The sequence below is a fragment of the Rhizobium lentis genome, from assembly GCF_014200175.1.
GTDB classification, from domain to species: Bacteria; Pseudomonadota; Alphaproteobacteria; order Rhizobiales; family Rhizobiaceae; genus Rhizobium; species Rhizobium mulingense.
In genome coordinates this window covers 651,909-664,737 of the sequence record NZ_JACHBD010000001.1, presented here as the reverse complement: position 1 = coordinate 664,737, position 12,829 = coordinate 651,909, and the positions used below count along the sequence as shown (strand labels likewise).

Sequence of the window (12,829 nt, the reverse complement as noted above, 5' to 3'; positions counted from 1 at the left end):
AGGAGACTATGATGAGCATTAAGCGTATCGACGTCGGCGCGCGCATGAGCGGCGCCGTCATTCACGGTAACACGGTTTATCTCGCAGGCCAGGTCGGCGAGGGCGAAAGCGTCACCGATCAGTGCAAATCCGCGCTTGCCGAAGTCGATCGCCTGCTGGCTGCATCAGGCAGCAACAAGTCGAAGATCCTCCAGACCCTCGTCTATCTCTCCGACATTGCTTATTTCGCGGAGATGAACGCCGCCTGGGAAGCCTGGATCGATCCGGCCAATCCGCCGGCCCGTGCCACCAGCGAAGCCAAGCTCGCTGCGCCGAAATACAAAGTCGAGTTCATCGTCACGGCCGCGATCGACTAAGGTCGCCGCAGGATGTGTGAAAGCCGGTAAGTGCGTGACCAACCCGAATGGGGTCGGTCACCCGCCTACCGGCTTTTTGTTTGCGCGATTTCCGAGAGCGTGCGGGTCGGCGTGATCGCCTCGGGATCGAGTTTGACCTCGATGATCGCCGGCTTGCCGCTATCGCGCGCCCGCTGGAAGGCTGTGGCGAATTCCTCCGTACGCTCCACCGACTCGCCATGGCCGCCATAGGCGCGGGCAAGGGCGGCGAAATCGGGATTGGTCAGATCGGTGCTGCTGACGCGGCCGGGATATTCGCGTTCCTGATGCATGCGGATGGTGCCGTACATGCCGTTGTTGACGACGATTGCGATGATCGGCAGGCCGTAGCGGATGGCGGTGGCGAATTCCTGGCCATGCATCAGGAAACAGCCGTCGCCGGCAAAGCAGATCACCTCGCGCTCGGGAAAGAGCCGCTTGGCGGCCACCGCCGCCGGCAGGCCGTAGCCCATCGAGCCCGAGGTGGGAGCGGCCTGGGTGTTGAAACGACGGAAACGATGGAAGCGGTGCAGCCAGGTGGCGTAGTTACCGGCGCCATTGGTGAAGATCGTCTCTGGCCCGGTATTGGCTTCCAGCCATTCCATGATCAGGCCCATATGGACGGCGCCCGGACCTGTCGTAGGCGGCTTCGACCAGGAAAGATAGGCCTGGTGCAGGCGCTGTGTGCGCTCCGCCCAGTGCGGCTCGGCCGGTGCTTCGAGATCGGCGAGTGCGGCGACGAAATCGGAAGGAGCGGCGCAGATGGCGAGATCCGGGCGGTAGACGCGTCCCAGTTCGGAAGGATCGGGATAGACATGCACCAGCGATTGCTGGGGGTAGGGGATATCGATCAGCGTATAGGACGAGGACGGCATTTCCGACATGCGGCCGCCAAGAAGGATCAGCAGGTCGCTTTCCCTTATTTCCTTGGCGAGGACAGGGTTGATGCCGATGCCGACATCGCCGGCGTAACAGGGATGGAGATGATCGAACAGCATCTGCCGGCGGAACGAGCAGCCGACAGGAAGCTGAAAACGCTTGGCAAAGCCTGCAAAATCGGCGACGGCATCGGCATCCCAGCGCGTGCCGCCGAGGATCACCATCGGCCGCTCGGCCTTCAGCAGTCTGACATAGAGATCGTCGATCTGGCTGCGGCCGGGATGCGCCTCGACGCTGACGTAACGCTTGGGGCGGGGCGCCTCGACTTCGTCGCGCAGCATATCCTCCGGCAGCGTCAACACGACGGGACCGGGGCGGCCGGAGGTTGCGATCGCAAAGGCGCGGGTGACGAACTCGGGAATGCGGGCGGCATCGTCGATCTCACCCACCCATTTGGCGAATTCGGTGAAGGCGCGGCGGAATTCGACTTCCTGGAAGGCTTCGCGCTCGCGGGCTTCGCGTTGCACCTGGCCGATGAAGAGGATCATCGGGATCGAATCCTGTCTTGATATATGCAGGCCGGCGGAAGCATTGGTGGCGCCGGGGCCGCGGGTGACCATGCAGATACCGGGTTCACCGGTCAGCCTGCCCCAGCAATCCGCCATCATCGCCGCTCCGCCCTCCTGGCGGCAGACGAGGACATCGATATCGCTGTCACGCAGGGCATCGAGAACGGCGAGGAAACTCTCGCCGGGCACGCAGGAGAGGCGTTTGACGCCATTGGCCTTCAGCGCCTCGACGATCAGTTCTCCACCGGTCTTCTTCATGACGATGCCTCCCTCTCGCGCTCGGCGAGCTCCGCCAGAATTTCTTCCCTGTGTTCGTCGAGGCGCGGGCTCGGCCGGACGTAATGCAGCGGCGTCTCGGACAGCACCACTGGCGTCCTGACCCCGGGGATGAGCGTGCCGGCGGCATCGGCAAGGTCGATGCGCAGACCGCGGGCGCGTACCTGCGGATCGGCGAACATCTCCTCGATCGTATTGATCGCGCCGGCAGGTACGCCGTTCTCTTCGCAGGCCTTCAACAGGCCCGCCTTCTGCCATTTCAGCGTCTCGGTCGAAACGAGCCGGCGCAGCTCGGCCCGATTGCCGACCCGGGCCTTGTTGGTGGCGAAGCGGTCGTCGCCGGCGATCGTCTCTAGGCCGAGAATGGTGCAGAGGCGAGCGAACTGGCCGTCATTGCCGACGGCAAGAATGAGGTAGCCATCGGCCGCCGGCACGACCTCATAGGGCGAGATATTCGGATGGGCGTTGCCGAGCCGGGTCGGTGCAGCGCCGGAGACGAGGTAGTTCATGTTCTGATTGGCGAGCACGGCCGATTGCACATCGAGCAGCGCCATGTCGACGAGCTGACCCTCGCCGGTGTTCAAGGCATGGATCAGGGCGGCCTCGATTGCCGAGACGGCATAGATGCCGGTGAAGATATCGGCGATCGCCACCCCGGCCTTCATCGGCTGGCCGTTCGGCTCGCCGGTGATCGACATGAAGCCGGACATGCCCTGAACGATGTAATCGTAGCCGGCGCGGCTTGCATAGGGGCCGGTCTGGCCGAAGCCGGTAATCGAGCAATAGACGAGCTTCGGGTTCAATCCGCGCAGGCTCTCGTAATCGAGCCCGTATTTGACGAGACCGCCGAGCTTGAAGTTCTCGATCACCACGTCGGCAGTGGATACCAGGCGGCGGACGAGATCCTGGCCTTCGGGGCTTTTCAGGTCTGCGGCAATGGAGCGTTTGCCGCGATTGGCGGCGTGGTAATAGGCGGCCGAGAGATTTTCGCCGTCGGCACCTTCGACAAAGGGCGGGCCCCATTGGCGCGTATCGTCTCCGCCGTCGGGATTTTCGACCTTGATGACATCGGCGCCGAGATCAGCGAGCATCTGTCCCGCCCAAGGGCCGGCCAGTACGCGGGCGAGCTCGATCACCCGGATTCCGGCAAGCGGCGGTTTTTTCGTCAGGCTCTCGGTCATGGTCCTCCCAGGCAATCTACGGCGCCAGCGTCGCCTCAGATGTATCGGATACGGGTTTGGAAGCAAAGCGGCGCTCGCGCCACAGGATGTAGATGCCGGAGGCGATGATGATCATGATGCCGAGCCATTTGATCGCACCCGGAAAGTCGCCGAAAACAAGCCAGGCGAAGATCGTGGCCGAGACGATCTCGAAATATTGCAGCGGCGCCAGCGTCGACGCCGGTGCGGCGCGATAGGCGTAGACGCCGAAGATGCCGGCTATCGCGGCCATGGCGCCGACGCCGGCGACATAGAACCAGGCGTTGCCTTGGGGCATGACGGGATCGAAGACATCCGAGCCGCTGCCATCGCCGGCAAAAAGCAGGACGGCGCAGAAAATCAGGCCCCAGATACCCATCTGGAACTGCATCGCCCAAGGATCTTCCTTGTGGGACAGGACGCGGGTCATCAGAACGAAAATGGCGATGCAGAAGGCGGTGAGGACGGGCAGGAGCGCGACATAGCCGACTTCGTTGAAACTGGGCTGAATGATCAGCATCGCCCCGAAGAAGCCGACGCCGCAAGCGGTGTAACGCCGCCAGCCGATCGTTTCCTTCAAGAAAATGCCGCCGAGGATCGTCACAATGATCGGCTCGACGAAGAAGATCGCGATCGCGTCGGCTACCGCCATGTATTTCAGCGTGGTGACGAAGGAAATCATCGAAATGGTGATGATCACGCCGCGGATGGCGTGGAACAGGCTCTGGCGCCAGGAAAAATCGGCAAAGCTGCGCCTCCAGATGACGATCGGCAGCATGCAGAGCGCCTGCACCGCAAAGCGGCCGGCGGTGACCTCGGCGGAGGGCACGGTGACCACGGCAAGCTTGGCGAAGATATCGATGAGCGGCGAGAACATCACCGAAAGAAACATCAGCGCAAGCCCCATCGTCACGTCGGAGGGGGATGAAACGGGCCGGGTGGAGGTGCTGCTCATGGTGGAATTCTCGTCATCGGGGATTTTGGCCGTTCCCGCTCTTGGCGACCGCGCCATCGCACCAGTCCGCGAAGGCGGCAACGGCTGCCTCTGCGCCGATGTCATTCAGCGTTTCGTGCCGCATGTCCTGATATATCTTCGTGCTGATACGGGAGAAGCCCTGACGTTTCAAATGGTTTGAGAGCCACAGCACGGCTTTTCCACGCTCGGTCGCCGGATCTTCTGCGCCGCCGATCAGATGGATCGGCAGGTCGCGCCGCAGCCTGTCGAGATGGACCTTTTGCGGTGCTCGGAAGGTCAGTTCGAAGACATCGAGCCAGAGTGAAACCGAGGCGTCGAAGCCGCAAAGAGGATCGGCGACATATTTGTCGACTTCGTCGGGAATATGCGAAAGCCAGTCGAATTCCGTGCGGCGGTCGGCAATGGACCGGCCCCAGGCGGCGAAGGTGAGTTTCGGCAGGAGACCGCTCGGCACGTCCGAACCTTTCAGCATCCGTTCGCCGATGAGGATCGCCTGGGCGGCGCGGCCGGCAAGACCGACGGCGAAATTGGCATTCCAGACGGCGACCGCATCGAATTCGGCCGGTGCGGCGACGGCGGCATTGAGCGCGATGAGGCCGCCCATCGAATGGCCGAAGAGGATCACCTTCAGGCCGGGATGGCGCGAGGTTGCATGAGTGCGCATGGCGATGATGTCGCCGATCACCCGTTCGACGCCGTCCCGCCGTGCGAAGCGGCCGATCGGAGCGTCGGGCGCCGTCGTCTCGCCATGGCCGCGGTGATCATGGGCATAGACGTGATAGCCACGCGCCGCCATCGCCTCGGCAAAGCGGCGATACCGCTTCGAGTGCTCCGCCAGGCCGTGCGATATCAACAGAATGCCGCATGCGAGACCGGTGGCCTCGGCATGGTGATAGGCCAGCGATGCTCCCGGCACGGAGAGCCATTGCGTTTCAGAAAACATCCGGATTCTCCCAGCCGCACAGCAGATCGCTACCGCATAATTCCGCAAAGCGAAATCGATTTGAGGTATTATGCTTCAACTCAAAGTGACAGAGCGTCCCTTGGTGTGGCTTTAAAGCCTTTGAAACAACCGATAACAAATTACAGGAGTATTGCGATTCAGGGTTGCGGCCGTTTACTCTTTGTGCTTATCTGTTCCCGCATTGTTCTTCTATGGGGGTTGAAATGAGCAGCATGCAGTTGCGTTCCTTGACATTCGCCGTATCCATGGCCCTTGCTGGCGCCTCCATGGCGCAGGAGGCCGACGGGCGCACCCGTTTCATTCTGGCGGCGAGCTGGCAGCCCGCCTTCTGCCAGACGAACCAGAAGAAGGCCGAATGCGCAAGCCAGACCGGCGAACGCCATGACGCTACCAACTTCTCGCTGCACGGGCTTTAGCCGATGCGGCAGAACTATTGCGGCGTCAGCGACGATCAGAAGGCCGCTGACAAGGACGGCAAATGGGCTAGCTTGCCTCAGGTCACGCTTTCGGCTGAGACACAGGCGGCGCTGCTAAAGGCGATGCCAGGCACGCAATCCGGCCTGGAACGGCATGAATGGACGAAGCATGGCACCTGCACGAAAATGAGCGCCGAGGATTATTTTGGCGTCGGCGTGCATCTCTTGGGTGGGCTCAACGCGTCGGCGGTGCGCGAGCTTTTCGCTGCTAATATCGGCAAACCGGTCAAGGCCGAGGCGATCAAGGCGGCTTTCGACAAGAGCTTCGGGCAGGGCGCCGGCGACCGCGTCAAGATGAGCTGCCGGCGGGCCGGCAATGTCAAGATGATCAGCGGCCTGACGATCGGGCTTTCGGAGGCTGCCGGATCGGCGTCGGCGAAAGGCGCCAGCCTCGGCGATCTGATCCAGGGGGCGGGAAAAACCTCTTTCGGCTGCGATGAAGGTGTCGTCGATGCGGCGGGCTTCTGACCGGAATCCGGCCTAAACCGGGTTTCGGCGTTGCCCACAGGCGCTGTTTCGCCTACATAGCGGCACGAAACGAAGTTTCCCGCCCGGAGCAGCGCAGCATGGCACGTCAATTCATCTATCATATGTCCGGCCTCAACAAGGCCTATGGCAACAAGAAGATCCTGGAGAACATCCACCTTTCCTTCTACCCGGATGCCAAGATCGGCATCCTCGGGCCGAACGGCGCCGGTAAATCCACTGTGTTGCGCATCATTGCCGGCCAGGACAAGGAGTATACCGGCGAAGCCTGGCTGGCCGAGGGTGCCACGGTCGGCTATCTCGAGCAGGAACCGCGTCTCGACCCGAACAAGACGGTGTTCGAAAACGTCATGGAAGGCGTTGCCTCGAAGACGGCGATCCTCGATCGCTATAACGAATTGATGATGAACTATTCCGACGAGACCGCGGAAGAGGGCGCCAAGCTGCAGGACATCATCGATAGCCAGAACCTCTGGGACCTGGAAAGCCAGGTCGAGATGGCGATGGAAGCGCTGCGCTGCCCGCCGCGCGACGCCGATGTCACCAGCCTGTCTGGTGGTGAACGCCGCCGCATCGCGCTCTGCCGCCTGCTGCTTTCGCAGCCGGATCTGCTGTTGCTCGACGAACCGACCAACCATCTCGACGCCGAAACCATCGCCTGGCTCGAAAAGCATCTGCGCGACTATCCCGGCGCGGTGATGATGATCACCCATGATCGCTACTTCCTCGACAACGTCACCGGATGGATCCTCGAACTCGACCGCGGCCGCGGCATCCCCTACGAAGGCAACTATTCGGCCTATCTGCTGGCGAAGGCCAAGCGCATGGAGCAGGAGGGTCGCGAGGAGGCCTCGCGTCAGAAGGCGATCAGCCGCGAACGGGAATGGATCGCCTCCAGCCCTAAGGCCCGCCAGGCCAAGTCGAAGGCCCGCATCAAGTCTTACGAGCAGCTGGTGGATGCCGCCGAGAAGCAGCGTCCCGGCGACGCGCAGATCATCATCCCGGTCAGCGAACGGCTCGGCCAGGTGGTCATCGAGATGGAAGGCATCACCAAGGGCTTCGAGGGCCGCACGCTGATCAACGACCTGTCGATCAAGCTGCCGCCGGGCGGCATCGTCGGCGTCATCGGCCCGAACGGCGCCGGCAAGACGACGCTGTTCAAGATGATCACCGGCCAGGAAAAGCCGGACAGCGGTACGATCCGCATCGGCGAGACCGTGCATCTCGGCTATGTCGACCAGAGCCGTGACGCGCTTGCCGGCGACAAGACGGTCTGGGAGGAAATCTCCGGCGGCGCCGAAATCATCAAGCTCGGCAAGTTCGACATGAACTCTCGTGCCTATTGCGGCGCCTTCAACTTCAAGGGCGGCGATCAGCAGCAGAAGGTCGGCAATCTCTCTGGCGGTCAGCGCAACCGCGTTCATCTCGCCAAGATGCTGAAGGCGGGCGGCAATGTCCTGCTGCTCGACGAACCGACCAACGACCTCGACACGGAAACGCTGGGCGCGCTTGAAAACGCGCTGGAGAATTTTGCCGGCTGCGCCATCATCATCAGCCACGACCGCATGTTCCTCGACCGTCTGGCGACGCACATTCTCGCTTTCGAAGGCGAAGGCCATGTCGAATGGTTCGAAGGCAACTTCGAGGATTATGAAGAGGATAAGGTCCGCCGCCTCGGCCCGGACGCCCTCAACCCCGGCAGCCAGGCCCATAAGCGTCTGACGCGCTGATCGTCCCTTTTTCGATTGCGAAAGCCCCGGTTCTGAACTGACCCCCGAAGGTTGATGTCCAACTTTCGGGGGTCAGTTCATTCGGCTGGGGCTTCTTCGTATCAGGCTCTGTCGCAATTTGAGCAGGCAATTTCGCGGAGAGTGCGAATTGACGCTTGCCACCGCTTTTCAAATCACATAAAGATATCTTTATATGTTGATTGGGCGAGTGATGAGTGAACCCCTGAAGCTTGGACTGGATGGCCTGGTGGACGTATTGAAGGCGGCCGGCGAACCGACGCGCCTGCGTCTTCTGGCGCTTCTCGACGCCGGCGATCTGACGGTGACCGATCTGACCGAAATTCTCGGCCAGTCCCAGCCGCGTATCTCCCGCCATCTGAAGCTGCTCGGCGAAGCCGAGCTGATAGAACGCTACCAGGAGGGCGCCTGGGCCTATTTCCGCCTCAAGCAGGACGGCAAGGCGGCAATGCTCGTGCGAGCGCTGCTGAAGCATGTCTCTGAGAACGATCCAACCGTCCTGCGCGACGGCGAGCGGCTGTCGGCGGTCAAACGCCAACGGGCCGAGCGGGCACAGGCCTATTTCAGCCGCAACGCGGCAGAATGGGACGAGCTTCGCCGCCTGCATGCGGCCGACGAGGAAGTCGATGCGGCGGTCATTCGGCTGCTCGGCAGCCAGCCGATCGATTCGCTGCTCGATCTCGGCACCGGCACAGGCCGCATCCTCGAACTTCTGTCCGGGCTCTACCGCCGGGCGATCGGCGTCGACGCCAGCCGCGACATGCTGAGCGTGGCGCGCGCCAATCTCGACAAGTCCCGCATCACCAAAGCCACTGTGCGCCACGCCGATATTCTGAACCTGCCGTTCGAGGGACAGGATTTCGACCTGGTGACGATCCATCAGGTACTGCATTTCTTCGATCAGCCGGAGATTGCCATCACCGAAGCGGCGCGCATGCTGCGGCCGGGCGGCCGGCTTGTGGTCATCGACCTTGCACCGCATACGCTCGAATATCTCCGCGACGAGCATGCGCATGTGCGTCTCGGCTTTTCGCACCAGACGATGTCCGACTGGCTGCGCAAGGCCGGGCTCGATGTCGAGCAGGTCGTCGATCTTCATCCGGGTCAGCAGAGCGGGCAGGGGCTGACGGTCACCGTCTGGCTCGCGCGCGATCCGAGGCGCCTCATGGCTTCGCAGACGAGCGAAGGCGCCGAACCTACATTTGCCGGGAGAGTATGACATGGCTTTGAAAAACGAAGCGCAGGCGCGCGACATCGGGATCTCCTTCGAATTCTTCCCGCCGAAATCGGAAGAGATGGAAGGCCAGCTCTGGAATACCGTCAGCGAGCTGCAGGACTGGGATCCGGATTTCGTCTCGGTGACTTATGGCGCCGGCGGCACCACCAAGGCGCCGACGCTGACCGCCGTCACGCGTTTCCTGTCGCAGACGCCGCTTGCAACCGCTTCGCACCTGACCTGCGTCGGTGCGACGAAGGAAGAGACGCATCAGATGATCGAGACCTTCCGCAAGGTCGGCGTGACGCATTTCGTGGCGCTGCGCGGCGATGCGCCGGGCGGCGCCGGCGCGCCCTACCAGCCGCATCCGGGCGGTTACGCGAATGCGGCCGAGCTCGTGGCCGGCCTCAAGGCGATTGGCGATTTCGAAATCTCAGTCTCCGCCTATCCGGAAAAGCATCCGGAGAGCCGCGATACAGCCGCCGATATCGACATGCTGAAACGTAAGGCCGACAACGGCGCCGACCGCGCGCTGACGCAGTTCTTCTTCGACAACGACAATTTCGAGCGTTACCTGGAGCGGGTGCGCCGGGCCGGCATCTCGATCCCGATCATACCGGGCATCATGCCGATCCAGAACCTGACGCAGCTCAAGCGTTTCGCCGGCGCCTGCGGCGCGATCATCCCCGGCTTCCTCGACGAGCGTTTTGCGGGCTTTGACGACAAACCCGAAGAGCGGGCGAAGGTGGCAGCCGATGTCGCCGCCGAGCAGATCGAAGATCTCGTCCGGCGCGGCATCCGCGATTTCCATCTCTATACGATGAACCGTTCGCCGCTGGTTTCCGCCGTGCTCGACAATCTCGGCCTCTCCCGCCGGGCGGCAAAAAACGCCGGCGCAGCTGCCTGATTTTCCGCGTCCATCAAAGTGAAAAGCGCATGTCGGGCGGGACATGCGCTTTTTCATTGGCGGATTGATCAGGGGAGTTCAGGTACTACCAGTCGTCAACCCCGCCGGCCAGCTCAGATAAAGAGCATGGACAGGACGAAGACAAACGCTGCACTGACCAACAGAACATTCAAGGATTGCGTGAGTCCCATGTCTGTCTCCTCGCGTTAACCTGCCAATAATATGTCGGAAATGTGTCGGTTGGGAAGCGGAATCTATGCTGCACCGCAGAACGAGGCGGTGGCTAAATCGAACAGTGAATCCGCAAACTGTTGAAGTTCAAGGCCTATTTGCCACAAAATCTTATTCACAGAATTTAACATGTGGTTAAATCGGGCGAATGCCGATTTACCTATGCGCCTGAAACATGGCGCGCAGCCAAGCGGTTGAAATCACGCGGGATTTGCAACCATTCTTCACGCTGCCCTGGCCAAAAGGCGATAAGCACGGCCATCGAGAATGACGAGGCCGAAACCGATCAGCGCCATCCCGGCGAATTCGGCAAGTGTGAGCCGCTCGCCGAGGAAAAGCACGCCGAGAAGGATTGCGCTCGGCGGCACCAGCAGCGTGACGAGCGAGGCGTTGGTGGCGCCGGCCGCCGCCATGATCCGGAAATAGAGAATATAGGCGAAGGCGGTCGATACCAGCGCCAGCGCCAGCACGGCGACGACGATATTGAGCAACGGCATGGGGAGTGTCCAGGGGCGATCGGCCAAGAGCGACAACGGCAAAGTGATCAACGAGGACGCCGTCAGCTGGCCGGCTGCGGTGACAGGGGCCGGAATATTCTTGAACCGCTTGCCGTAGGTGGCTGCAAGCCCATAGGAGACGGCGGCAAGTACTGGAAGCAGCAGCGCCCAGAGCGGCGCTTCGCCACTGGCCGACAGGCTGGGGCTGATCAGCACGATCGTTCCGGCCAGGCCGACGAGGCAGCCGGCAATCTTGGCAGATGTCAGCTTCTCGTCTGATGTGACGTAGTTGGCGATCAACACGGTCCAAATCGGCGTCGTCGCGTTCAGGATCGCCGCAAGTCCGGCGCCGATGCGGGTCTGGCCGAAGAAGATCAGAGCGTGCGGCAGGGCATTGTTGATAAGGCCGAGGATCAGGAATTCGCGCCAGCGGGCCTTCAGGATCGGATAGATGCCGAAACGACTGGCGATGTAGATGTGCAGCGCAATCGCGGCCAGCAGCAGACGGAGGAAGACGAGGGTCAATGGCGGGACATGCTGGACGGCGATGCTGGCAAAGAAGAAAGAGCCGCCCCAGATGAGACCGAGCAGGAGCAGCAGGCTCCAGGTCCAGGCATTCATTCTGTTGTCCATGCCGCCTTCCTCCATCCCGAGCCGCGTCGCCGCCGTCGCGTCGAAACTCGATCGCGGATCCTCATCATCAGCTTTAACGCCGACGGCGCGTGACGCCACCCGTTTCTTGCGAAGCGAGCGGCGGAGCGGCAGCGGCGATCAGAGAGCGTTGAGAAGCGCCGGCGTTGCCCAGCCGTCGGCCGGTATGCCGAGGCGCTGCTGTTCCTTCTGGATTGCGATACGCGTGCCGGAGCCGAGGATGCCGTCGATCTCGCCGACATCGTGCCCGAGTGACTGGAGCTTGGTCTGCAGCGTCTTCATCTGGTCACTGGCAAGACCCTGTTCAGGCGTGCCCTTGAGATAGGTCGGGGCGCCGGAGAGCCGGGTCGCGAAATAGGCGGCCGACGTCGTGTAGATGAACGACTTGTTCCATTCGAGATAGATCTTGAAATTCGGATAGGCGATGAAGGCCGGTCCCATGCGGCCCTGCGGCAGGATGAGGTCGCCTTCGAGATCACCGAAGCCGGTGTTGCCGTCGCGCGGCTTGACGCCGAGCGCGAACCATTCGCCGGCCTTCATCGTGCCGCCGAGGCCGGACTTCTCCCAGGGCAGGTTATCGGGCACGGTGACTTCCTGCAGCCAGGGCTGGCCGCGCTCGAAGCCGAGATGCTCGATGAATTTCGCCGCCGTCAGGATGGCGTCCGGGCTGCTCTGCTTCAGGCGGATATGGCCGTCGCCGTCGCCATCCATGCCGTAGGCGATGATGTCGCGCGGCAGCATCTGCACCTGGCCGATCTCGCCAGCCCAGGCGCCGGTGTTGGTGGCGGGATCGAGGTCGCCGTGCTGGACCATCTCGATGAGAGCGATCAGCTGCGGGCGGAAGAGCTCCGGGCGACGGCAATCGTGTGACAGCGTCACCAGCGCGTTGCGGGTATTGAAATCGCCCTGGACTGCGCCGAAATCGGTCTCCATAGCCCAGAAGGCGGTGATGACGCCTGCGGGAACGCCGAATTCCTGCTCGGCCCGGGCAAAGACGTCGGCATATTGCTTCATCTTCTGGCGGCCGATGTCGAGGCGGGCCTGGCTGACGGTGCGCTGGGAGAATTCGAGGAAGGTCTGCTTGAAGACGCCCTGGGCGCGATCCCGGCTGAGCACTTTGGGATCAATCTCGGCGCCGGCAAGCGCCTCGTCAGCGGCCGCGGCGCTGGCGCCGGCGGCAATCGCATCGGTCTTGACGCCCTCAAGGAAGGTGGACAGATCGCCGCCGCAGGGCGCTGCCGAGGGGGTGGAGGCAGCAGGCGCCTGCTGGGCGGCCGCGCCGCCGGCAAAAGTAAGGGCAAACAGGAGGGCGAGTGCAGAGCGGCTTGTGAGCGAGCGGTGCATGAATGCGGTCCTTATAGCAAATGGATGTCCGCCGCT

The 12,829-nt window shown here is 62.3% G+C and carries 10 protein-coding genes and 1 pseudogene; 5 read left to right on the top strand and 6 right to left on the bottom strand.

From position 1 onward, the window contains the following. Positions 1–11: 11 nt before the first annotated feature. Positions 12–356 (top strand): RidA family protein, encoded by a 345-nt coding sequence (locus GGI60_RS03240; RefSeq protein WP_088939601.1) that lies wholly within the window; start codon positions 12–14, stop codon positions 354–356. A gap of 65 nt (positions 357–421) precedes the next feature. Here GGI60_RS03240 and GGI60_RS03235 read toward each other — a convergent pair whose 3' ends face one another. The 4 genes from GGI60_RS03235 to GGI60_RS03220 are packed head-to-tail and all read right to left on the bottom strand — an operon-like array spanning position 422 to position 5,216. Next, the gene (locus GGI60_RS03235; protein WP_183912639.1) at positions 422–2,080 is read right to left on the bottom strand and encodes a thiamine pyrophosphate-binding protein; all 1,659 of its coding nucleotides are present in this window, start codon (positions 2,078–2,080) and stop codon (positions 422–424) included. Beyond that, positions 2,077–3,279, bottom strand: a complete 1,203-nt coding sequence (locus tag GGI60_RS03230; RefSeq protein WP_183912641.1) for a CaiB/BaiF CoA transferase family protein — start codon at positions 3,277–3,279, stop codon at positions 2,077–2,079. The genes GGI60_RS03235 and GGI60_RS03230 overlap by 4 nt, the downstream gene beginning before the upstream one ends. Before the next feature lie 16 nt (positions 3,280–3,295). Beyond that, on the bottom strand, positions 3,296–4,252 hold the full coding sequence (locus tag GGI60_RS03225) for a DMT family transporter (RefSeq protein WP_183912643.1): 957 nt from the start codon (positions 4,250–4,252) through the stop codon (positions 3,296–3,298). Positions 4,253–4,265: 13 nt separating this feature from the next. Beyond that, complete coding sequence (locus GGI60_RS03220; RefSeq protein WP_183912645.1) at positions 4,266–5,216, bottom strand: alpha/beta fold hydrolase; 951 nt, start codon at positions 5,214–5,216, stop codon at positions 4,266–4,268. Positions 5,217–5,440: 224 nt separating this feature from the next. Here GGI60_RS03220 and GGI60_RS03215 point away from each other — a divergent pair. From GGI60_RS03215 to metF, 4 genes and pseudogenes are all read left to right on the top strand, one after another. After that, positions 5,441–6,181 (top strand): annotated as a pseudogene (locus GGI60_RS03215) (ribonuclease T2 family protein). Between the two features lie 98 nt (positions 6,182–6,279). Beyond that, complete coding sequence (gene ettA, locus GGI60_RS03210) at positions 6,280–7,929, top strand: energy-dependent translational throttle protein EttA (protein WP_183912646.1); 1,650 nt, start codon at positions 6,280–6,282, stop codon at positions 7,927–7,929. 211 nt (positions 7,930–8,140) lie between these two features. Continuing rightward, positions 8,141–9,166 (top strand): ArsR/SmtB family transcription factor, encoded by a 1,026-nt coding sequence (locus tag GGI60_RS03205; protein WP_183912647.1) that lies wholly within the window; start codon positions 8,141–8,143, stop codon positions 9,164–9,166. Position 9,167: 1 nt separating this feature from the next. Next, positions 9,168–10,070, top strand: coding sequence for a methylenetetrahydrofolate reductase [NAD(P)H] (gene metF, locus GGI60_RS03200; protein ID WP_183912648.1), 903 nt, complete (start codon positions 9,168–9,170; stop codon positions 10,068–10,070). A gap of 455 nt (positions 10,071–10,525) precedes the next feature. On the opposite strand, the gene GGI60_RS03195 is transcribed toward metF, so the two are convergent. Together GGI60_RS03195 and GGI60_RS03190 are read right to left on the bottom strand one after the other, a co-directional pair. Further along, the gene (locus tag GGI60_RS03195) at positions 10,526–11,431 is read right to left on the bottom strand and encodes a DMT family transporter (RefSeq protein ID WP_183912649.1); all 906 of its coding nucleotides are present in this window, start codon (positions 11,429–11,431) and stop codon (positions 10,526–10,528) included. A gap of 138 nt (positions 11,432–11,569) precedes the next feature. Further along, a complete protein-coding gene (locus tag GGI60_RS03190) occupies positions 11,570–12,793 on the bottom strand; it encodes a lytic murein transglycosylase (protein ID WP_183912650.1) in 1,224 nt (407 codons plus the stop codon). Positions 12,794–12,829: the final 36 nt, after the last annotated feature.

Bases quoted from the DNA above. Each gene is read 5' to 3' on its own strand.
- GGI60_RS03240 (WP_088939601.1), top strand. From the start codon at position 12: ATGAGCATTAAGCGTATCGACGTCGGCGCGCGCATGAGCGGCGCCGTC.
- GGI60_RS03235 (WP_183912639.1), bottom strand. From the start codon at position 2,080: ATGAAGAAGACCGGTGGAGAACTGATCGTCGAGGCGCTGAAGGCCAAT.
- GGI60_RS03230 (WP_183912641.1), bottom strand. From the start codon at position 3,279: ATGACCGAGAGCCTGACGAAAAAACCGCCGCTTGCCGGAATCCGGGTG.
- GGI60_RS03225 (WP_183912643.1), bottom strand. From the start codon at position 4,252: ATGAGCAGCACCTCCACCCGGCCCGTTTCATCCCCCTCCGACGTGACG.
- GGI60_RS03220 (WP_183912645.1), bottom strand. From the start codon at position 5,216: ATGTTTTCTGAAACGCAATGGCTCTCCGTGCCGGGAGCATCGCTGGCC.
- ettA (WP_183912646.1), top strand. From the start codon at position 6,280: ATGGCACGTCAATTCATCTATCATATGTCCGGCCTCAACAAGGCCTAT.
- GGI60_RS03205 (WP_183912647.1), top strand. From the start codon at position 8,141: ATGAGTGAACCCCTGAAGCTTGGACTGGATGGCCTGGTGGACGTATTG.
- metF (WP_183912648.1), top strand. From the start codon at position 9,168: ATGGCTTTGAAAAACGAAGCGCAGGCGCGCGACATCGGGATCTCCTTC.
- GGI60_RS03195 (WP_183912649.1), bottom strand. From the start codon at position 11,431: ATGGACAACAGAATGAATGCCTGGACCTGGAGCCTGCTGCTCCTGCTC.
- GGI60_RS03190 (WP_183912650.1), bottom strand. From the start codon at position 12,793: ATGCACCGCTCGCTCACAAGCCGCTCTGCACTCGCCCTCCTGTTTGCC.